We start from the raw sequence: 20,621 nt of genomic DNA, 5'->3' as shown, positions 1-20,621 counted from the left end.
GATCATCACGATGGACGACCCGGAGCAGGTGCGGGCCCGCCTGGAGGAGACGGGGTACCTCGTCGACGAAGGGCTGGCCGTCACCTGCTTCCTGGCCCTGAGGCTGCACCGGCCGCTGTTCTGCGAGGGCGACGCCGGCGTGGGCAAGACCGCGCTCGCCGCCGCCCTCGCCGAGGCGCTCGGGGCCCGGCTGATCCGGCTGCAGTGCCACGAGGGCATCGACGCCGCGCAGGCCCTGTACGACTGGGACTTCCCGCGCCAGCTGCTGCACCTGCGGGCCGCTGAGGCGGCCGGGGTCACGGACGCGGACCGGCTGGAGAGCGAGCTGTACGACCGCCGCTTCCTCATCGCCCGGCCACTGCTCCAGGCCCTCCAGAGCCGGCCGGCGGTACTGCTGGTCGACGAGATCGACCGGGCCGACGACGAGTTCGAGGCGTTCCTGCTGGAGCTGCTGTCCGAGTACTCGGTGACCATCCCCGAGCTGGGCACGTTGCGCGCCGAGGTCCCGCCGGTCGTCGTCCTGACCTCGAACCGCACCCGCGAGGTGCACGACGCCCTGAAACGCCGGTGCCTGTACCACTGGTTCGACCATCCTTCCTTCGCCCGCGAACTGGCCATCGTGCGCCGCCGGTTGCCCCGGGTGTCGGCGCTGCTGGCCGAGCAGGTCACGGCACTGGTGCAGGCTCTGCGGGGCGCTGACCTCCTCAAACCGCCCGGGGTGGCCGAGACCCTGGACTGGGCCGAGGCCCTGGACGCGCTGGGGGCGAGCGAGGTGGACGCGGACCTGGCGGTGGCGACGCTGGGCTCGGTGCTGAAGTACCGCGAGGACACGGACCGGGCGCGGGGTCTCGATCTCGCGGCGGTCCTCGCGGCCCGGGGCGGGTGACGGCGGTGCCCACGACCGGGAACGATCCAGACCGCCCGCCGGGAGCGGACGCCGTACGGCACGAGAGGCACGCCGGACGCGACGAAGGGCGCGCCGTACGCCACGAAGCGGACGCAGGACGCCACGGGATGGACCCTGGGCGCGTCGGGACGGCACCCGAACACCACGGCCCGGGCCGCGAATCCTTCGGGACCGGCCCCGAACGCTCCTGGACGGACGCCGAACACCCGGGGACCGGCCCCGAACGTCAAGCGAGCGACTCCGGCTCCCTCGGGACCGACCGCGAACACTCAGGGACGCCCGCCGAACACCCGATGAGCCACCCCGCCCCCCTCGGGACCGACCGCGAACACTCAGGGACGGCCGCCGAACACCCGGCGAGCCACCCCGCCCCCCTCGGGACCGACCGCGAACACTCAGGGACGGCCGCCGAACACCCGGCGAGCCACCCCGCCCCCCTCGGGACCGACCGCGAACACCCGGCGAGCCGCCCGGGCCCTCTCGAGACCGGCCCCGAAGCCCTCGGGACCACCCCCCAACCTCTCGGGGCGGAGGCCGTGTTGGTCGGTTTCGTGCGGGCGTTGCGTGCGGCCGGGGTCGAGGCCAGCACCGAGCGGCTGCACGCCTTCCTGCGCGCCGTGGCCGCGCTGCGGCCGGGGGTGCGGGCGGACGTGTACGGGGCGGGACGGGCGACGCTGTGCGGCGGGCACGACGACCTGGAGCGTTACGAGCGGGTGTTCGCCGCGTACTTCGGCCCCTCGGGCGAGCAGGCCCGTCGGCCGGTGCCTGCCGCTCCCCCGCCCCGGCTGCGGCTGGTCGCCCGGAAGGCGCCCGCGGGACCGGGTACGCCCGGCGAGGGCGAGCCGCCGGGACCGCCGGTCGCCGCGCTCGCCAGCTCGGCCGAGGTGCTGCGGCACCGCGACTTCGCCGCGCTCGACCCCGCCGAGCGTGACCAACTGCGCAGGCTGTTCGCCGCGTTCGCGCTCCAGGGGCAGGCGCGGCGCTCGGCGCGGCGTCGGCCCGCCCGGCGTGGTGAGGTCGATCCGCGGCGCACGGTACGGGAATTGCTGCGGCGGGGCGGGGAACCGGCCCGGCTGCGCCGGCACGCGCGCGTGGAGCGACCGCGTCGTGTGATACTGCTCGTCGATGTGAGCGGCTCGATGGCGCCGTACGCCGACGCGCTGCTGCGGTTCGCGCACGCGGCCGTGCGCGCGGGCCGGACGGAGGTGTTCACCATCGGCACCCGGCTGACCCGGGTGACCCGCGAACTCTCGCACCGGGACCCCGACCTGGCGATGGCGGCCGTCGCGGCGGCCGTGCCCGACTGGCGCGGCGGCACCCGGCTCGGCGAGCTGCTGCGCGAGTTCCTGAACCGCTGGGGGCAGCGCGGTATGGCGCGCGGCGCGATCGTCGTCCTGCTCTCGGACGGCTGGGAGCGCGGCGATCCGGAGCTGCTGGGTCAGCAGATGCGCCGACTGCATGCCTTGGCCCACCAGGTGGTCTGGGCGAACCCCCGCAAGGCCCGCCCCGGTTACGCGCCGCTGGCGGCCGGGATGGCGGCGGCACTGCCCAGCGTGGACGCCTTCGTCGCGGGGCACAGCCTGGCGGCGCTGGAGCGGCTGGCTGCGGTGGTGCGCGGTGCCCCGACCGCCGCGGCCCCGGTGAGAGGAGCGGATGGTGCGTGAGATCCTGCCGGCGCTGGCGCACTGGCACGCGGCCGGGATGCCGTTCGGGCTGGCCACGGTCGTCGCGGTCAGCCGCAGCGCGCCGCGCGGCCCCGGCGCCGCCATGGCGGTGGGCCCGGACGACGAGGTCGTGGGGAGCGTGTCCGGGGGCTGCGTGGAGGGCGCGGTGTTCGAACTCGCCCAGGAGGTCGTGGCGAGCGGCGAGGCGCGCCTCGCGACCTTCGGATACAGCGACGAGGACGCGTTCGCGGTCGGGCTGACCTGCGGCGGCGAGATCACCCTGCTGGTACGCCCGGTGACGCCCGGATCGGACCCGGCGCTCGGCGCGGTCGCCGCGTCGGTCGCCGGGGGCGAGCCGGTGACGGTGGCCACGGTGGTGGACGGACCGGCGCCGCGCGGCGCCACGCTCGTGGTCTGGCCGGACCGGGCGGCGGGCACGCTCGGCGCAAGCGGCCTCGACGTCGCGGTCACCGCCGACGCGCGCGGCGAACTCGCGCTGGGCGCCTCGGTCCTGCGGCACTACGGGCCGCACGGCGAGCGCCGTGAGGACGCCGTCACCGTGTTCCTCCAGTCCTTCGCCCCGCCGCCGCGCATGCTGGTCTTCGGCGCGATCGACTACGCGGCCGCCGTGGCGCGCATCGGCGACTTCCTCGGTTACCGGGTCACCGTGTGCGACGCCCGCCCGGTCTTCGCCACACCCAAACGCTTCCCGGCGGCCGTCGAGGTCGTGGTCGACTGGCCGCACCGCCATCTCGCCGGCACGGACACCGACGACCGCACCGTGATCTGTGTCCTCACCCACGACCCGAAGTTCGACGTGCCGCTCCTGGAGGAGGCCCTGCGCCGTCCGGCCGCCTACATCGGCGCGATGGGCAGCCGGAAGACCCACGAGGAGCGGCTCGCACGGCTCACCGAGGCCGGCCTCACCCGGGCCGCGTTGTCCCGGCTGCGCTCACCGCTCGGGCTCGACCTGGGGGCCCGTACGCCCGAGGAGGTCGCCGTGTCCGTCGCCGCCGAGATCGTCGCGCTGCGCTGGGGCGGCAGCGGCGCGCCGCTGACCAGCACGGCCGGAGCCATCCACCCGCCCGCCGCCTGACCATTCCGGAAGGAGCCCGTCATGGAACTGCACCACGAGTTCACCGTCCCCGTCCCGGTCGACGACGCCTGGCACGCACTCCTCGACATCGAACGGGTCGCACCCTGTCTGCCGGGCGCGGTGGTGGAGGACTACGACGGCAAGACCGTGACCGGCTCGGTGAAGGTCAAGGTCGGCCCGGTCACCGTGACCTACCGGGGTACGGCGGTCTTCGAGGAGCAGGACGAACCGGCCCACCGGATGGTGCTCGCGGCAAGCGGCCGGGAGACCCGGGGACAGGGCACGGCGAGGGCGAAGGTCGCCGCCACCCTGGCCGAACGCGACGGCGGCACGGCGGTGTCGGTGCGGACCGACCTCACGGTGACCGGCCGCCCCGCGCAGTTCGGACGCGGGGTGCTGGCGGAGGTGGGCGACCGTCTCGTGGGCCAGTTCGCGTCCTGCCTGGCGGACAGACTCGCCGAGCCGGCCCCGGCACCGATCACCGAGGAACAACCGCGACAGCGGGAGGAGCCGGAGCCGGAACCCTTCGACCTGCTGCGCGCGTCCAGCCTGCCGGTGGCCAAGCGAGCGGTGCTCGTGGCGGCGGCGGCCGTTCTGGCATGGGTGGCGGCAAGGCTGCTAGGACGCGGGCGAAGGAGGCTCACTCCTCAGCGCTGGTGACGGACGACCCCCTGAGGGGCGCGGGAAACTGCGCGCCCGGCCAAAGGCTCGGCCGCACCCCCGCACACGAACCGGTCCCGGCAGACCGGCAGGCGACTCAGACGTCACCCTGAACCCGCGCATGCAGATGCTGATCATGCCAGCCATCGGGATGCAACAGAGCACTACGCTGCGTACCCTCCAGCTCGTACCCGGCCTTCTCTGCCACCCGGCACGACGCGGGATTGGCCGTGGAGTGGCACAGCCGCAGCCGATGCAGACCCAGGTCGTCCAGGGCCCACCGCCCCAGCCGGCGCACCGCCGCCACCGCGACCCCACCACCACGCGCCTCGGGCAGCAGCCAGTAGACGAGCTCGGCGGACCCGCCCGCGAGGTCGACGTCGTTCAGCCCGATGAGCCCGACGGCCGGGCCGCCCGGCCGGGCCACGGCCCACACGGCGCCGGTCTCCGCCCGCCACCGCTCGTGCATGCGCGCGATCCGCTGCCGGGCGTCGTCGAGGCCGTCCACGGTGAACAGGTTCCACTGCCGGATCGCCGGGTCCTGGCCGGCGGCGAGCAGCGCGCTCGCGTCGTCGGCACGCCAGGGCCGCAGTTCCGGGCCGGGCGCCAGGGACAGGACGGGCTGGGCCTGCCGGGCCATGCGGCCCGCGGGTACGACGGCGGGTATGCCGGAGCTGTTGATCATCCGCGGATGATGCCACGGAACGCTACCGCTGCGGCAGCGGGTGCAGGGTCACCTCGGTGAGCGCACCGCCGGCGAGCACGGCGGTCATGTACGTGCAGTGGGGCTGGCGCCGGCGGTCGGTCGGTGAGCCGGGGTTGAGCAGGCGAAGGCCGGTCGGCGCGGTGGTGTCCCAGGGGATGTGGCTGTGGCCGAACACCAGCACGTCGAGGTCGGGGAAGCGCGCGGCGCAGCGGGCCTCGCGGCCCTGGGCGGGACCGGTCTCGTGGACCACGCCGAAGCGCAGGCCGTCCAGTTCGGCGTACGCGACCTCGGGGAGCCGGGCCCGCAGCTGAGGGCCGTCGTTGTTGCCGTGGACGCCGATGAGCCGGCGGCAGCGGCTCTCCAGCAGGTCCAGGGTGGCGGTGTCGACCCAGTCCCCGGCGTGGAACACGACGTCCGCGCAGGGGAGTTCGGCCAGCAGCGGCTCGGGGAGCCGTTTGGCGCGCTTGGGCAGATGGGTGTCGGACATGAGCAGGAGACGCACGGCGTCAGCCTAGGCGGCGCGGGAGGTCAGCCGGCGCAGGCCGCGTGCGACGCCGAGCAGCGCGGCGCCGGTGCCGAGGGCGGTGGCGGCGGGGTGCCGTACCAGGGTCTGCTGCCAGGAGCGGGGGTGGGCGCTGTCGTCGAAGGAGCCGTGGGCGCCCTGGTCCTCGGCGGGGTCCTGGTCCACGGGCGCGAAGAGGTTGTCCAGTCCGGCGGGCGGGATGCGGTCGGTCTGCTGGGAGCCGAAGCCGGTGCGCGCGAGGTAGCGGTCGAGCGGGGCCGGGGCGAGCCGGTTGGCCCAGATAGTGGCCACGGTGCTGGCGCCGACCAAGTACTGCTTGCGGCGCGGGTGGTCGGCCGCGTACAGCACGCCGCGGGCCGCGACCTCCGGCTGGTAGATGGGCGGCACCGGCATGGGGTGCCGGGAGAGCCGGGAGCGGACCCATTCGAACTGGGGGGTGTTGACCGCGGGCAGCTGGACGACGGTGACGTGGACGCCGCTGCCGCGGTGCAGCAGTTCGGTGCGCAGAGAGGAGGTGAAGCCGTTGATGGCGTGCTTGGCGCCGCAGTACGCGGACTGCAGCGGGATGGACCGCTCTGCGAGGGCCGAGCCGACCTGCACGATCGTGCCCCGGTCGCGGGGCAGCATGCGCTTCAGGGCCGAGCGGGTGCCGTTGACGAAGCCGAGGTAGGTGACGTCGGTGATCCGCCGGAACTCCTCCGGCGTGATCTCCTCGAACGGCGCGAACACGGTCGCGAAGGCGCAGTTGATCCACACGTCGACCGGGCCGAACTCCTTCTCCGCGGCCTCGGCGACGGCCTCGACCTGGGCCTGGTCGGCCGTGTCGGCCGGCTGGACGAGGGGGCGTCCGCCGAGGGCCGCGACCTCGTCCGCCGCCGCCTGAAGGCCGCCCTCACCGCGCGCGACCAGCACGACGTTCGCGCCGCGCCTGCCGTACAGGCGGGCGGTGGCGCGCCCGATCCCGGCGCTGGCGCCGGTGATGACGACGGTCGGTGGCATGGTCATCTCCCTTTCCCGCACACTGACTTCACTGCCCCGTGGGGTGACTTCACGCCACGCGGTACGGCCCGGCCCGTTCCTCCACGAGGGTCAGCCCCAGTCCGGGTGCCCCGTCGGCGCCCGGAGTGATGCTCCCGTCGCCGGGGTCGAGGACGCCGTCGAAGAAGAGCCGCTCGATGCGGACGTGGTCGTGGAACCACTCCAGGTGGCGCAGATTGGGTACGGCAGCGGCGGCATGCGCGTGGGCGTGCGGCGCGCAGTGGCCCGAGACGTCGATCCCGCGCGCGTGGGCGAGCGCGGCGACGCGCAGCCAGACGGTGATGCCGCCGCACCGGGTGACGTCCGCCTGGAGGCAGTCGACCGCCCCGGCGGCCAGCATGTGCTCGAAGTACGGCAGGGTGTAGCCGTACTCGCCGGCGGTGACGTCCATCGGGAGGCGGCCGCGCAGGTCCGCGAGCAGGGTGAGGTGGTCGGAGGAGACCGGTTCCTCGAACCAGGTGACGTCCTGGTCCGCGAGCGCGTCGCCGATGCGTGCGGCCTGTCCGCCGGTGTAGCCGCCGTTGGCGTCCACGTACAGCTCGGCCGCGTCGCCGACGCTCTGCCGTGCGCGGGCGACCCGTTCGAGGTCGCGGGTCTCCCGGCCGCCCCACGACTCACCGATCTTGATCTTGACGCGGGGGATGCCCTCGTCCTCGGCCCAGCCGCGCAGTTGGCGGTCCTGGCGCTCGGCGTCGTAGGTGGTGAAGCCGCCGCTGCCGTACACGGGCACGTCGTCGCGGGCGGCGCCGAGCAGGTCGACGAGGGGCAGGCCGAGCAGGCGGGCCTTGAGGTCCCACAGGGCGATGTCGACGGCGGCGGTCGCCTGCGCGGCCACACCGGGCTGTCCGGCGTTGCGCACCGCCCGGCACATCCGTTCGTTCGCGCGCGGCACGTCGAGCACCGGCAGACCGGTGACGGTGCCGGCGAGGAGCTCGCGGACGACCTGGACGGTGGCGGCCGGGGCGTAGGTGTAGCCGAGGCCGGTGGTGCTGCCGGAGCGCACGGTGACCAGGACGAGGGTGGTCCGGTCCCAGGCCAGGGTGCCGTCCGCCTCGGGGGCGTCGGTGGGCACGGTGTAGACGGCGGTGTCGATGGCGTCGACGGTCGGCCGGTCGCTCACGGACGCCTCCTCACACCCGCCGCCGCGCCCCGAGCACGGCACCGCCGGCGGCGAGGCCGGCGACGGTCGCCGTCGTCGTCCAGCGTGCCGTGCGCGAGGGCTCGGGCGGGCGGTCGGCCAGGCGTTCCGGGTGGTCGCTGGGCAGGTTGCCGTCGAGGGCGAGCGCCAGGGCCTCCGCGAGGTGCAGGGCGCGGCGGCCGGTGCCGGCCCCCTCGATCTGCGTGCGGCAGCTGAAGCCGTCGGCGAGAATCAGGCTGTCCGGTGCGGCGGCGCGCACGGAGGGCAGGACGCCCAGTTCGGCGACGGCCATGGAGACCTCGTGGTGGCCGCGTTCGAAGCCGAAGTTGCCGGCGAGTCCGCAGCAGCCCTCGTCGAGGACGTCGGCGTCCAGGTGGGCGCGGCGCATCAGTTCTTCGTCGGCGTCGAACTTCATGACGGCGTGCTGGTGGCAGTGGGTCTGCACGGTCGCCGGCCGGGCGAGCTGTGGTGGCCGCCAGTCGTCGGGGGCGTGGTGGACGAGCTGTTCGGCGAGGGTGCGGACCTGTCCGGCCAGTCGGCGCACGTCCTGGTCGGCGGGCATCAGCTCGGGGGCGTCGGCACGGAAGACGGCCGTGCAGGAGGGTTCCAGGCCGATGACCGGGGTGCCCGCCTCCAGGTGGGGGCGCAGCACCGCGAGGGTGCGGGTCAACACCTTCTTGGCCATGGGGAGTTGACCGGTGGAGATCCAGGTCAGGCCGCAGCACACCGGCTCGGTGGGGACGGCGACTCGGAAGCCCGCGTCCTCCAGTATCCGTACGGCCGACTTGGCGATGGCGGGGTGGAAGTAGGTGCTGAAGGTGTCGGGCCACAGGACGACGGTGCGCGGGTCGGCGGGGTCCGGCTGCTCTCGGCGCTGGGCCCGCCACCACTGGACGAAGGACTCCTCGGCGAACACCGGTGCCGAGCGGGCGCCGTCCACACCGGCCAGCCGCTTTCCGGCGCGGGCGAGTCCGGGTGCGTGCAGCGCGGAGTTGACCAGGGCGGGGGCGATGCGGGAGAGCCGGGCCCAGACCGGGAGCCAGCCCATGGAGTAGTGCGCGGCGGGGCGCGTACGGCCCTCGTAGTGGTGGGCGAGGAACTCTGCCTTGAGGGTGGCCATGTCGACGCCGGTCGGGCAGTCGGACTTGCAGCCCTTGCAGGCCAGGCACAGGTCGAGCGCGTCGCGTACGGCCGTGGAGCGCCAGCCGTCCTGGATCGCGGAGTCGGCATGGCCGTTCAGCATCTCGAACAGCAGCCGGGCCCGGCCGCGGGTGGAGTGCTCCTCCTCCATGGTGGCCCGGTAGGAGGGGCACATCACGCCGCCGGAGTGGCTGCGGCAGTTGCCGATGCCGACGCAGCGCATCACCGCGCGGTTGAAGTTGTGCTCGTCCTCGGGGAAGCCGAAGTGGGTCGCCTCCGTGGCCGGCCGCCAGCCGGGGCCGAGCCGCAGCTGCCCGTCGACGGGGTTGGGGCGGACGATCTTGCCGGGGTTCATCCGGTCGCGGGGGTCGAAGAGGGCCTTCAGCTCGCCGAAGGCGGTGACGAGCCGCTCGCCGAACATCCGGGTGAGCAGTTCGCCGCGGGACTGGCCGTCGCCGTGCTCGCCGGACAGCGAGCCGCCGTAGGAGGCCACGAGGTCGGCGGCGCGCTCCACGAAGCGGCGGAAGTCGGCCACGCCGTGGGCGGTCCTGAGGTCGAAGGGGATGCGGGTGTGCACACAGCCCTGTCCGAAGTGGCCGTACAGGGTCGGGCGGTCGTAGTCGAACGCGTCGAACAGGCTCCTCAGGTCGCGCAGATAGTCGCCGAGCCGCTCGGGCGGTACGGCGGAGTCCTCCCAGCCCTCCCAGGTCTCCCGGCCGTCCGGCGGTCGCGCGGTGACGCCGAGTCCGGCCTCGCGGGCCCTGAGCATCTTCTGCTCGCGCTCGGGGTCGTCGGAGAAGGCGACGCTGCTTGCCTTCTCGTCCCGGCCGACGGCCCGCAGCAGAGCGTGCGCCTGCTCGTCCACGTCCTCCTGGCTGTCACCGCTGTACTGCACCATCAGCCAGCTGTCGCCCTCGGGGAGCATGGCGAGCGAGTCGAGGTAGGCGCCCTCCTCGCGCATCAGCTGCGCCATGCGGTCGTCCAGGGCCTCGAGCTGGCTGGGCGTGCTGTGCTCCAGCAGGCGGGGTACGTCGTCGGCGGCGGCGCAGACGTCGTCGTAGCCGAGGACCAGCAGCGACTGGTACGGCGGCACCGGGACGAGGTCGAGTTCGGCGCGCAGGACGGTGACCAGGGTGCTCTCGCTGCCGACGAGCGCCTTGGCCACGTCGAAGCCGTTCTCGGGCAGCAGGGAGTCCAGGTTGTAGCCGGAGACGCGGCGGGGGATCTTCGGGTAACCGCGGCGGATGTCGGCCAGGTACTCGGTGGCGATGCGGTCGAGGCCGCCGTAGAGCTCGGCGAGCCGGCCGCCGGCGGCGACGATGCGGGCGCGCTCGTCGGGCGGGGTGGGACCGGTCCAGGTGCGCTGTCCGTCGTAGGTGAGGATCTCCAGGCCCCGGACGTTGTCGACGGTCTTGCCGTATGCCTGCGCGGAGGCGCCGCAGGAGTTGTTGCCGATCATGCCGCCGAGCGCGCAGTGGCTGTGGGTGGCGGGTTTCGGCCCGAACTGGAGCTGGTGGGGGCCGAGTTGGCGGTTCAGTTCGTCCAGGACGATCCCGGGCTCCACCACACAGGTGCGCCGCCCGGGGTCGACGGAGACCAGCCGGGTGCAGTACTTGCTCCAGTCGATCACCACGGCGGTGTTGGTCGACTGTCCGGCCAGGCTGGTGCCGCCGCCGCGGGAGAGGACGGGGGCGTCGAAGCGTGCGCACACCGACAGCGCCCGGGCGCCCGCCTCGACCGTGCGGGGGACGACGAGACCCAGGGGGACCTGCCGGTAGTTGGAACCGTCCGTGCTGTAGGCGCCGCGGCTGCCGGCGTCGAAGCGGACCTCGCCGTCCACCTCGGCGCTCAGAGCGGCCTCCAGGCCGGACGTGTCCGGAGGGGTCATCTGCGCTCCTTTGGTTCACCGACGTACTGCGCTGTCCGAGGACCGGCGAGTACCCGACAATTCGTCAGGCAAAACTGAACAGGAAGACTGAAAAGGGAAACTAAACAGGTTGGACTGGACAGTTTCCGCTGTCGGTCCTAGGGTGGGCGGCATGGCTGACATCTCCGACTCCGCCGCCCGTGCCGCGCGCGATCTGCGCGTGGTGTTCAGCCGGCTGCGGCGCCGTATCCGCGAGGTCGCGCAGGACACCGACCTCAGCCCGTCCCAGGAGTCGGCGCTCACCCTGGTCGGCAAGCACGGCGCCGCGACGGCCAGTGCGCTCGCCGGCGCCGAGGGCGTACGCCCGCAGTCGATGGCGACCACGCTGGCCGCGCTGGAGCAGCACGGTCTGATCCGGCGCGCCCCCGACCCCGACGACGGCCGCCGCCAGCTGGTCACCCTCACCGACGCCGGGCGGGCCCGCACAGCGGGCAACCGCCAGGTCCGCGAGGAGTGGCTGGCCCGCGCCTTCCAGGACCGCTACACGGAGGAGGAACGGCAGACCGTGCTGACGGCACTGGAGCTCATGGAACGGCTGTCGCAGCAGTGATGCCGAGGCTCACCGGACGCACCGAGAGGGCCACCCGCCCCGCCCCCGCCGGATCCGACCGCCGGCTGATCCCGCCGATGCTGTTCGGCTCGGTCCTCAACCCGATCAACTCCTCGATGATCGCCGTGGCCCTGGTGCCGATCGGCGTCGCCTTCGGGGCCCCGCCCGCCGAGACCGCCTGGCTGGTCTCGGCGCTCTATCTGGCCACGGCCGTCGGGCAGCCCGTCATCGGCCGCCTGGTGGACATGTACGGCCCGCGCAGGCTCTACCTCGCCGGTACGGCCCTGGTCGGCGTCGCCGGCGTGCTCGGCGCGCTCGCGCCCTCGCTGGGCGCGCTCATCGCGGCGCGGGTCCTGCTGGGATTCGGGACCTCGGCGGCGTACCCGGCGGCCATGCGGCTGACCCGCAGCGAGGCCGAACGCACCGGGCAGGACAGCCCGGCCGGGGTGCTGGCCGCGCTGGCCGTCGCCAACCAGACGGTGGCCGTCGTCGGGCCCGCGCTCGGCGGCCTGCTGATCGGCCTCGGCGGCTGGCGCGCCGTGTTCACCCTCAACGTGCCGCTCTCGGCGGTCTGCCTGGTGCTCGCCACCCTGCGGCTGCCCCGGTCCGAGACCCGGCGGCGGGCCGTGGACCTGCTCGGCATGGCGCTGTTCGCGCTACTGCTGGTCGCGCTGATGCTGTTCCTGATGCACCCGCGCGCCGACCGCTGGTACCTGCCGGTGCTGTCGGCCGTCGCGGCCGCCGGTTTCGCCGTGCGCGAGCTGCGCGTACCGGACCCGTTCATCGACCTGCGCGTCCTCGGCGGCAACGGCCCGCAGCTCGCCACCTATCTGCGCCAGCTGCTCGCCTACACCACTTCCTACGCCTTCATGTACGGCTACACGCAGTGGCTGGAGCAGGGGCGCGGGCTCGGCGCCTCCACCGCCGGGCTCGTGCTGCTGCCGCTGTCGGTGGCCGCACTGATCGTGTCCACGCTCACCGGGCGCCGGGAGGCGGTGCGCGGCAAGCTGATCGTCGGCTCCGCGCTCCAGGTCGCGGGCTGCGCCCTGCTGCTCCTCGTGCGCGCCGACAGCGCCCTGTGGCTGCTGCTCGCGGTCGGCGCGCTGCTCGGCGTCCCGCAGGGCCTCATCGGCCTGGCCACGCAGAACGCCCTGTACCGGCAGGCCGATCCGGAGCGGATCGCCTCCGCGGCCGGGCTGCTGCGGACCTTCGGTTACCTCGGCGCGCTGGCCGCGTCCGCCGCCACCGCGGCGTTCTACCCGCACCGCGCCGACACGGCCGGGCTGCACGGCCTGGCCCTGTTCATGCTCGCCGGCTCCGCACTGCTGCTGGCGACGATCCTGCCGGACCGCTCTCTGGGCCGGCTGGGCACCACCACTCCCCGAACCATCGGAAAGGCCTGACCGACTCATGTCGCTCACCACGCTCGACCCCCGTACCGCCCTCGTCGCGATCGACCTGCAGAACGGCATCGTGGGCATGCCCGTCCAGCCGCACGCGGCCGCGGACGTCGTCTCCCGCACCGCCGAACTGGCCGAGGCCTTCCGGTCCCGGAACCTGCCCGTGGTCCTGGTCCGGGTCTCCTTCGCGCCCGACTGGGCCGACGCCGTCCCCGGCCGCACCGAGCGCCAGGCGCGCGGCCTCGCCTTCCCCGAGGGCTGGGACGTCCTCGTCGACGAGCTGTCCGGCCACCCCGGCGACATCCGCGTCACCAAGCACAACTGGAGCGCCTTCCACGGCACCGACCTGGACGTCCAGCTGCGCCGCCGCGGCATCACCCAGATCGTGCTGACCGGCATCGCCACCAGCATCGGCGTGGAGTCCACCGCCCGGGACGCCTACGCCCACGGCTACCACGTCACCCTCGCCACCGACGCGATGGCCGACGCCGACGCCGAGGCGCACGCGGGCAGCGTCGAGCGGATCTTCCCGCGGCTCGGCGAGAGCGGCACGACCGCCGAGATCCTGGAGCTGCTCGCCAAGACCCACGCCTGACCCGGGCGCGCCCGGCCCCTTGCGGCGGGAGCGGGGGTGCCCGAACACCCGCGCAAGGGGCCGGGTTAGCATTCGGCCACGCCCACCGTGCCAAATAGGCAACGGCAAGCGAACTGAGGGGGCTTGGAGCCGGATGCCGGTCAAGGTCAGCGTCATCGTCCCCGTGTACAACCCGGGGCCGTACATCGAGGACTGCATCGCCTCGCTGCTGCGCCAGTCGCTGCCTCCGGACGCCTACGAAGTGATCTTCGTGGACGACGGCTCCACCGACGCCACCCCGGCCCGCCTGGACGCGCTCGCCACGGGGCATCCGCACATACGCGTCATCCACCAGGAGAACTCCGGCTGGTCCGGCAAGCCCCGCAACGTCGGCATAGAGGCCTCCCGCGGCGAGTTCGTGATGTTCGTCGACAACGACGACCGGCTCGGCGACGAGGCCCTGGAGCGGATGTACGACTACGGGGTCGCCAACAAGGCGGATGTGATCGTCGGCAAGATGGCCGGAAAGGGCAGGCCGGTGCCGGTGGAGCTGTTCCGCCGCAACCACCCGCACGCCACGGTCGCGAGCGCTCCCCTCATCGACAGCCTCACCCCGCACAAGATGCTCCGGCGCTCCTTCCTGGACCGCACCGGACTGCGCTTCCCGGAGGGCCGGCGACGCCTGGAGGACCACGTCTTCATCACCGAGGCCTATCTGCGCGCGGACAACGTCTCGGTGCTGAGCGACTACGTCTGCTACTACCACCTCGCACGCGACGACGCCTCCAACGCCGGTTTCCAGCGCTTCGACCCGGTCGGCTACTTCGGCAACCTCCGCGAGGCCCTCGACGTGGTCGAGCGGTACACCGAGCCGGGCCCGCTGCGCGACCGGCTGCTGCGCCGCTGGCTGCGGGTGGAGATGGTGGAGCGGATGAGCGGGCGCCGGCTGCTGGCGATGCCGGACGACTACCGGCGCGAGCTGCTCAAGGAGATGCACGCGGTCGTCGTCGAGCGCTTCGGCCCCGGGGTCGCCCCCGGGCTGCGCCCCGGCCAGCGGATCGTCGCCGCGCTGATCCGCGAGGACCGCTACGACGACCTTCTCGCCTACGCCGAGTGGGAGGCCGGGGTGCGACCGTGCGCCGTCCCGGCCGGTGTCGCCTGGCGGGACGGCGCGCTGCACATCGACCTCACCGCCGAGTACACCACCGGGCAGGGCCCGCTGACCGTCCCCGCGGACGCGCCCGGGCCCCCGGCGGACGGCGCGCCCCGCGATCTCGCCGAGGCCGCGTCCTGGCTGGCCGCGGCCGCCGGGGACGGTTTCGACGCCGCCACGCTCGACCTGATCGTGCGCGACCGGGAGAGCGCGGCCTCCTTCTTCCAGCCGGTGCGGGTCACCCGCGAGCGGGTTCCGGCCGAGGACGGCGGCACCCGGCTGGTGCTGCGCGCCACGGCCACGGTCGATCCCGCCGGGGCGGCGGGCGGCGACGCGCTGCACGGCGGCCTGTGGGACCTGTACGTGCGGGTCGGCCTGGGCGGCTGGACCAAGGAGTGCCGGCTGGGTCCCGCCCCGGCGCGGGGGCCCGCGCTGCCGCCGGCCGGGATCGTCGCGGACCGGGTCGTCCTGCCGTACTGGACGCAGCAGTACCGCAATCTGTCCCTGGACGTGGACCGCGCCGCCAAGTCCCTCGGACTGCACCGGCTCACCCCGGCCGACGCGGCGGTCTCCGACGCCGAGACACTGACCGTCGCGCTGCTGCTGTACGTCCCCGACCGCACCCACGCCACGCTCCGCCTGACCGACGCCTCGGGCCGGACGGTGGACCCGCCGGCCGTGCTCACGCCCGCCGACGGCGTCCACGCGCTGCTGGCCGCCGATCTGCCGCTGCGCGAGCTGCGCAGCACCCTGTGGCGCACCGAGCTGCGCCTGGCCGGCGGACGGACCCTGAAGCTGCCGCTGCTGCTGCGGGTGGGCCGCACGCCCGGTGCCGTCGAGGTGGTCCGTCCGTCGCCGCCCGGTATGCTGCGCCGGCTGCTGCGCAGGGCACGGCGCCTGCTCGGCGCGGTACGGGGGACACGGACGGCCACCACGACACGGAGGGCATGACGGCGTGCGCCAACTGGGGATAGGTGACGCCTGGGTGCTGGAGCCCCAGGTGTTCCCGGACGAGCGGGGAAGCTTCCACGAGTGGTACCGGGGCGCGGAGTTCCGCGAGGCCACCGGCCACGACCTGGGCCTCGCCCAGGCCAACTGCTCGGTGTCCCGGCGGGGCGTGCTGCGCGGCATCCACTTCGCCGACGTGCCGCCCGGCCAGGCCAAGTACGTCACGTGCGTGCGCGGCGCCGTCCTCGACGTGGTCGTGGACATCCGCGTCGGCTCCCCCACCTACACGCAGTGGGAGGCCGTACGGCTGGACGAGGACACCCGGCGCGCGGTCTTCCTGGCCGAGGGCCTCGGGCACGCGTTCATGGCGCTCACCGACGACGCGACGGTGGTGTACCTGTGCTCGACCGGGTACGCGCCGCAGCGCGAGCACGGGCTGCACCCGCTCGACCCGGCGCTGGACATCGCCTGGCCGGAGGGCATCGAGCCGGTGCTGTCGCCCAAGGACGCCGAGGCGCCCTCGCTGGCAGAGGCGGAGCGGTCCGGGCTGCTGCCCGCGTACGCGGACTGCTCCGCCCACTACCAGCGGCTGCGCTCGGGGGAGTCCGGCGGCTGACCCGGCGCACGGGCGAGGTCAGCCGCCCAAACGGTGTACGGGCGAGGTCAGCGGTCGGCGGCGTACGGGGCCAGCGCGCGGCGCAACGACTCCCAGCCGCGGGCGCGTTTCGTGCCCCGGTCGCGGGCCGCGACCAGGGCCTTCCAGAAGCCGGCGGCAAGGAATTCCTCGGGCTTGACGGCCGTGGTGCGCTCGAGGACGGACTCGGGGACCTTCTGCGGGTCGGGGACCTCGAACTCCGCGATGATCTCGTCGTACTTGTCCTTGAGGACCGTGTTCGCCGGGTCGGCGCCGAAGACCACCAACTGGCCGGTGGGCGCGGTGTCGACCAGGACCGTCACGAGGTCGGGGCGGTGGCGGCCGAGGATCTCGACCAGCTTGTAGACGTCACCGGTCCAGGCGTTGGTGTGCCGGTCGCGGGCGGCCTCGTCGACGTTGCGCGGGAGCATGTCGTCGAAGACGATCACGCTGGCCCAGTCGCTGTGCTTCTCGATGTTGATGAAGTCGCGCAGCGAGTACTCGAACAGGTGCATGCCGTCGATGAACGACAGGTCGAGGGTGGTGCGCCGCCAGTAGCCGAACGGGCCGCGGTTGCGCGCGAGGTTGCGCAGCGGGTGGCGTCCGCCGCGCAGGTGCGCGAGCGGGTTGTCGCGGGCGAAGAAGTCGTCGCTCGTCGCCTTCGCCAGGTGCACGTCGCAGCGTATCTCCGTGACCACCTTGAACGCGGGGTCGATCGCGATGCTGGGCACCCGGGACAGTGTCAGACTGCGGCCGTCGTTGACGCCGATCTCCAGGTAGTTGCGGTTCGCGCTGACCTTGTGGAGTTCCCGCAGGAACTCGTGCCGTTTCACTGAGACATCTCCTTGCGGATGTGGGGCAGTGCTTCGTGCAGGGCGGACCGCCAGTCTCCGAGCGGTGCCAGACCGGCCGCCCGCCACCGTTCGTGGCCGAGGACGCTGTAGGCGGGCCGGGGAGCGGGCCGGACGAAGGCCCGGCTGTCGGTGCGGCGCACCCGGTCCGGGTCGGCGCCGGCCAGCCGGAACACCTCGCGCGCCAGCTCGTACCAGCTGGCCTCGCCGGAGGCGGTGGCGTGGAAGATACCGTGCGCGCCCGTGTCGGGGGAGATCCGGGGACCGAGGTCGGCGATCCGGGCGGCCACGTCCGCGCTCCAGGTGGGCTGCCCGCGCTGGTCGTCGACGACGTCGACGGTCTCGCGTGCGGCTTCCAGCTCCAGCATGGTGCGCACGAAGTTCCGGCCGTGCGCGCCGTACAGCCAGCCGGTGCGCAACACGGCGGACCCGCCGGGGAGTTCGGCGAGCACGGCCCGCTCCCCGGCGAGCTTGGTGCGGCCGTAGGCGGTGCGCGGGTCCGGTTCCTCGTCCTCCGCGTAGGGGACGTCACGGGCCTCGCCGGAGAAGACGTAGTCGGTGGAGACGTGGATCAGGCCTGCGCCGCGCGCGGCGCAGGCGCGGGCGAGCAGCCGGGGGCCCTCGCCGTTGACGAGCAGCGCGCGCTCCTCGTCGGTCTCGGCCGCGTCCACGGCCGTGTAGGCGGCGCAGTTGACGACGACGTCCGGCCGGTGCCCGGCCAACGCCCGCTGTACGGCGGCCGGTTCGGTGATGTCGAGGACGGCGCGGGCAAGGCCCGTGACGTCCTCGCCGCGCCCGCGCAGTTCGTGCACGGTGTCCTGGCCGAGCATGCCGCCCGCGCCGGTGACCAGCCACCTCATCGCCCGCTCCGCTTCTTCAGCGGCTCCCACCAGCCGCGGTGGTCGCGGTACCAGGCGACGGTCTCGGCGAGCCCGGCGGTGAAGTCGCGGCGCGGACGGTAGCCGAGTTCGTCGCGGGCCTTGCTCCAGTCGACCGAGTAGCGCAGGTCGTGGCCCTTGCGGTCGGGGACGTGACTGACCCGGTCCCAGCCGGCGCCGCACGCGTCGAGGAGCAGGCTGGTGAGCTCCTTGTTGCTCAGTTCGGTGCCGCCGCCGATGTTGTAGACCTCGCCGGGTCGGCCCTTCGTGCGCACCAGGTCGATGCCGCGGCAGTGGTCGTCGACGTGCAGCCAGTCGCGGACGTTGCGGCCGTCGCCGTACAGCGGGACCTTCAGGCCGTCGAGGAGGTTGGTGACGAAGAGCGGGACGACCTTCTCGGGGAACTGGTGCGGACCGTAGTTGTTGGAGCAGCGGGTGACCCTGACGTCCAGGCCGTGGGTGCGGTGGTACGCCAGGGCCAGCAGGTCGGAGGAGGCCTTGGAGGCGGAGTACGGCGAGTTGGGGGCCAGCGGGTGCTCCTCCGGCCAGGAGCCGGTGTCGATGGAGCCGTAGACCTCGTCGGTGGAGATGTGCACGAACGGGCCGGTGCCATGTCTGAGGGCCGCGTCCAGCAGGGTCTGGGTGCCGAGCACGTTCGTGCGGACGAACTCCGCCGCGCCCTCGATCGACCGGTCGACGTGCGACTCGGCGGCGAAGTGCACGACCTGGTCGGCGTCCGCCGTCAGCTTGTCGACCAGGTCGGCGTCGCAGATGTCGCCCTGCACGAAGTCCAGCCGGGGATGGCTCTCCGGGAGGTTGGTGAGCGTGCCGGCGTAGGTGAGCCGGTCCAGCACGGTGATGCGGGGCGCGTCGGGCGCGTCGTCGGCGAGGAGCATGCGGACGTAGGCGGAGCCGATGAACCCGGCGGCGCCGGTGACGAGGAGGTTCATGAACGGATCTGCACCTTGCTGTGGTCTCCGAGGACGAGTCGGTGGGCGCTGGGTACTCCGGCCGCCGGGGTGACCTCCGTGTGCCGGCCGATCAGCGAGGACTCGATCCGGCCCACCCCGGTGATGGACGAGTCCCGCAGCACGATGGAGAACTCCACTTCGCTGTCGGTGATCCGGCAGTTCTCCGCTATGGAGGTGTAGGGGCCGACGTAGGAGTCGGCGACGACGGTGCCGGCGCCGATGAGCGCCGGGCCGACGATCCGGGAGTTGGTGATCTTCGCTCCTTCTTCGATCACCACCCGGCCGACGGTCTCGGTGGCGTCGTCCACCTCGCCGTCGATGCGCCGCTCCAGGCGTTCCAGGACGGTCCGGTTGACCTCCAGCATGTCGCCGACGTTCCCGGTGTCCTTCCAGTAGCCGCCGATCAGGGTGGACCGCACGTCGGCGCCCGTGTCGATGAGGTACTGGATGGCGTGGGTGATCTCCAGCTCGCCCCGCCAGGACGGTTTCACCGCGCGTACGGCCTCGTGGACGGCCGGCGTGAAGAGGTAGACGCCGACCAGCGCGAGGTCGCTCTTGGGGTGCTCGGGCTTCTCCTCCAGGGCCACCACCTGTCCGGACGCGTCGAGTTCGGCGACTCCGAAGGCGCGCGGGTCGGCGACGTGCGTGAGCAGGATCTGGGCGTCGGGCCGGTGCGCGCGGAACTCCTCGACCAGCGGGCGGATCCCGCCGACGACGAAGTTGTCCCCGAGGTACATCACGAAGTCGTCGTCGCCGAGGAAGTCCCGGGCGATCAGGACCGCGTGCGCGAGGCCGAGGGGACGTTCCTGGGGGATGTAGGTGACGTCCAGGCCGAACTTCGAGCCGTCGCCGACGGCTTCCTCGATCTCGGCCGCGGTGTCACCGACGACGATCCCCACCTCGGTGATCCCGGCTTCGGCAAGAGATTCCAGGCCGTAGAACAGCACGGGCTTGTTGGCCACCGGCACCAGCTGTTTCGCCGAGGTGTGCGTGATCGGCCGCAGCCGGGTGCCGGAGCCGCCGGAGAGCACCAGAGCCTTCATTCGCCACACCCTAACGGCGATCGTCCGGATCGGACCTTTGTTTGTATGACTGGATCGTTACGACGTCATGGCTCTGGTGTCGACGGAACTTTACCGGGGCGGGTTCACCCGGTTCCGGGGCCGGATCCTCGCGGCTCCCTCAGTCCTCGCCCCGCACGATGTTGTCCTCGGCGGCGCCGCCCTGCCGCTGCGCGCGGCCGCGGTGCACGACGGCGGGGAGACATGTCCGCACCCCCCGGTCCCGGCGTCGGCGAGCCTTGGCCCAGCCGGTCTCGGCGTAGGGCAGGGCGGGTTTGTCACTGGGGTGCGCGGGCGCGGTCACGTCGTCCAACTTCCTTCTGCGTCGTGCGCCGGGCGGGGCCGGTCGCGCCGGCCCCGCGCGGGCTTCGTGTGCGAGGTGTGCCTCACCGGGTCCCCGCGGCGGTGCGCCGGCAAACGCGCACGCCGGCTCAGGTCCGGCCGCCGCCCCCGCCGCCGAAGGAGCCGCTGGAACCGGGCGACCAGCGCGGGCGGCGCTGGTCGTCGGCGCGCCGGGAACGGACGTTGCCGACCTGGTACGGGGTGAGCCGCTCGCTGTCGTCCGCGGCCCGGGGCACCTCCTGGGGTTCGCGCATCTCACGGACCTCGTGGACGGGTCCGGACGGCGGCACCCGGGGCTGCTCGTCGGGCCGGGGCGGCGCCGGTTCGCGGCTGCGCACCTGGAAACCGAACCGGAAGGCCCAGAGCAGTCCGGCGACGCAGACGACCCCGGCGAGCAGGACGACGACGTACCCGAACACCTCGGTGCCCGTGGCGGCTGTGTACATGGCGGAGTTCATGG

20 protein-coding genes are annotated in these 20,621 nt (G+C 73.5%); 9 read left to right on the top strand and 11 right to left on the bottom strand.

What is annotated here, in order from left to right:
- Nucleotides 1–10 precede the first annotated feature (10 nt).
- The 4 genes from SRB17_RS10805 to SRB17_RS10790 all read left to right on the top strand — a co-directional run bounded on the left by SRB17_RS10805 (nt 11) and on the right by SRB17_RS10790 (nt 4,327).
- Nucleotides 11–886, top strand: coding sequence for an AAA family ATPase (locus SRB17_RS10805; protein WP_153538220.1), 876 nt, complete (start codon nt 11–13; stop codon nt 884–886).
- Between the two features lie 557 nt (nt 887–1,443).
- Nucleotides 1,444–2,571: a vWA domain-containing protein gene (locus SRB17_RS10800; protein ID WP_323375275.1), complete on the top strand. Its 1,128-nt coding sequence runs from the start codon at nt 1,444–1,446 to the stop codon at nt 2,569–2,571.
- Nucleotides 2,564–3,667, top strand: coding sequence for an XdhC/CoxI family protein (locus SRB17_RS10795; RefSeq protein WP_323375419.1), 1,104 nt, complete (start codon nt 2,564–2,566; stop codon nt 3,665–3,667). Before SRB17_RS10800 ends, SRB17_RS10795 begins: the two co-directional genes overlap by 8 nt.
- A gap of 21 nt (nt 3,668–3,688) precedes the next feature.
- Nucleotides 3,689–4,327 (top strand): SRPBCC family protein, encoded by a 639-nt coding sequence (locus SRB17_RS10790; protein ID WP_153537136.1) that lies wholly within the window; start codon nt 3,689–3,691, stop codon nt 4,325–4,327.
- A 97-nt stretch (nt 4,328–4,424) separates the two neighbouring features.
- Here the strand turns inward: SRB17_RS10790 and SRB17_RS10785 are convergent, their stop codons facing one another.
- The 5 genes from SRB17_RS10785 to SRB17_RS10765 are packed head-to-tail and all read right to left on the bottom strand — an operon-like array spanning nt 4,425 to nt 10,760.
- Entirely contained in the window at nt 4,425–5,012 is a 588-nt protein-coding gene (locus SRB17_RS10785; RefSeq protein ID WP_153537133.1) for a GNAT family N-acetyltransferase, read from the bottom strand.
- 22 nt (nt 5,013–5,034) lie between these two features.
- A complete protein-coding gene (locus tag SRB17_RS10780) occupies nt 5,035–5,535 on the bottom strand; it encodes a metallophosphoesterase (RefSeq protein WP_323375274.1) in 501 nt (166 codons plus the stop codon).
- Between the two features lie 9 nt (nt 5,536–5,544).
- Complete coding sequence (locus tag SRB17_RS10775) at nt 5,545–6,555, bottom strand: SDR family oxidoreductase (protein WP_153537131.1); 1,011 nt, start codon at nt 6,553–6,555, stop codon at nt 5,545–5,547.
- Between the two features lie 49 nt (nt 6,556–6,604).
- A complete protein-coding gene (locus SRB17_RS10770; protein ID WP_323375273.1) occupies nt 6,605–7,714 on the bottom strand; it encodes an enolase C-terminal domain-like protein in 1,110 nt (369 codons plus the stop codon).
- Between the two features lie 10 nt (nt 7,715–7,724).
- Nucleotides 7,725–10,760, bottom strand: a complete 3,036-nt coding sequence (locus SRB17_RS10765; protein ID WP_153537129.1) for an FAD-binding and (Fe-S)-binding domain-containing protein — start codon at nt 10,758–10,760, stop codon at nt 7,725–7,727.
- A gap of 151 nt (nt 10,761–10,911) precedes the next feature.
- Here SRB17_RS10765 and SRB17_RS10760 point away from each other — a divergent pair, with 151 nt between their 5' ends.
- From SRB17_RS10760 to rfbC, 5 genes are all read left to right on the top strand, one after another.
- The gene (locus SRB17_RS10760) at nt 10,912–11,349 is read left to right on the top strand and encodes a MarR family winged helix-turn-helix transcriptional regulator (RefSeq protein WP_153537127.1); all 438 of its coding nucleotides are present in this window, start codon (nt 10,912–10,914) and stop codon (nt 11,347–11,349) included.
- The gene (locus SRB17_RS10755) at nt 11,349–12,752 is read left to right on the top strand and encodes an MFS transporter (protein WP_153537126.1); all 1,404 of its coding nucleotides are present in this window, start codon (nt 11,349–11,351) and stop codon (nt 12,750–12,752) included. The genes SRB17_RS10760 and SRB17_RS10755 overlap by 1 nt, the downstream gene beginning before the upstream one ends.
- A 7-nt stretch (nt 12,753–12,759) precedes the next feature.
- A complete protein-coding gene (locus tag SRB17_RS10750; RefSeq protein WP_153537124.1) occupies nt 12,760–13,344 on the top strand; it encodes a hydrolase in 585 nt (194 codons plus the stop codon).
- Nucleotides 13,345–13,477: 133 nt separating this feature from the next.
- Nucleotides 13,478–15,427: a glycosyltransferase family 2 protein gene (locus tag SRB17_RS10745; RefSeq protein ID WP_153537122.1), complete on the top strand. Its 1,950-nt coding sequence runs from the start codon at nt 13,478–13,480 to the stop codon at nt 15,425–15,427.
- Between the two features lie 4 nt (nt 15,428–15,431).
- Entirely contained in the window at nt 15,432–16,040 is a 609-nt protein-coding gene (rfbC, locus tag SRB17_RS10740; protein ID WP_323375272.1) for a dTDP-4-dehydrorhamnose 3,5-epimerase, read from the top strand.
- Nucleotides 16,041–16,087: 47 nt separating this feature from the next.
- On the opposite strand, the gene SRB17_RS10735 is transcribed toward rfbC, so the two are convergent.
- The 6 genes from SRB17_RS10735 to SRB17_RS10710 form a co-directional block, all read right to left on the bottom strand.
- Nucleotides 16,088–16,891, bottom strand: coding sequence for a class I SAM-dependent methyltransferase (locus tag SRB17_RS10735; RefSeq protein ID WP_323375271.1), 804 nt, complete (start codon nt 16,889–16,891; stop codon nt 16,088–16,090).
- Nucleotides 16,888–17,769, bottom strand: a complete 882-nt coding sequence (rfbD, locus tag SRB17_RS10730) for a dTDP-4-dehydrorhamnose reductase (protein ID WP_153537120.1) — start codon at nt 17,767–17,769, stop codon at nt 16,888–16,890. Before rfbD ends, SRB17_RS10735 begins: the two co-directional genes overlap by 4 nt.
- Nucleotides 17,766–18,737 (bottom strand): dTDP-glucose 4,6-dehydratase, encoded by a 972-nt coding sequence (gene rfbB / locus SRB17_RS10725; protein ID WP_153537118.1) that lies wholly within the window; start codon nt 18,735–18,737, stop codon nt 17,766–17,768. Before rfbB ends, rfbD begins: the two co-directional genes overlap by 4 nt.
- The gene (locus SRB17_RS10720; RefSeq protein ID WP_153537116.1) at nt 18,734–19,801 is read right to left on the bottom strand and encodes a glucose-1-phosphate thymidylyltransferase; all 1,068 of its coding nucleotides are present in this window, start codon (nt 19,799–19,801) and stop codon (nt 18,734–18,736) included. Before SRB17_RS10720 ends, rfbB begins: the two co-directional genes overlap by 4 nt.
- Before the next feature lie 139 nt (nt 19,802–19,940).
- Entirely contained in the window at nt 19,941–20,123 is a 183-nt protein-coding gene (locus tag SRB17_RS10715; RefSeq protein ID WP_323375270.1) for a hypothetical protein, read from the bottom strand.
- Between the two features lie 127 nt (nt 20,124–20,250).
- The gene (locus tag SRB17_RS10710; RefSeq protein WP_153538210.1) at nt 20,251–20,607 is read right to left on the bottom strand and encodes a DUF6479 family protein; all 357 of its coding nucleotides are present in this window, start codon (nt 20,605–20,607) and stop codon (nt 20,251–20,253) included.
- Between the last annotated feature and the right edge of the window lie 14 nt (nt 20,608–20,621).

Source organism: Streptomyces sp. RB17, from assembly GCF_009604455.1.
GTDB lineage: Bacteria > Actinomycetota > Actinomycetes > Streptomycetales > Streptomycetaceae > Streptomyces.
Note: the sequence above shows the minus strand (reverse complement) of the source record. Positions and strands in the feature narration are given on the sequence as shown.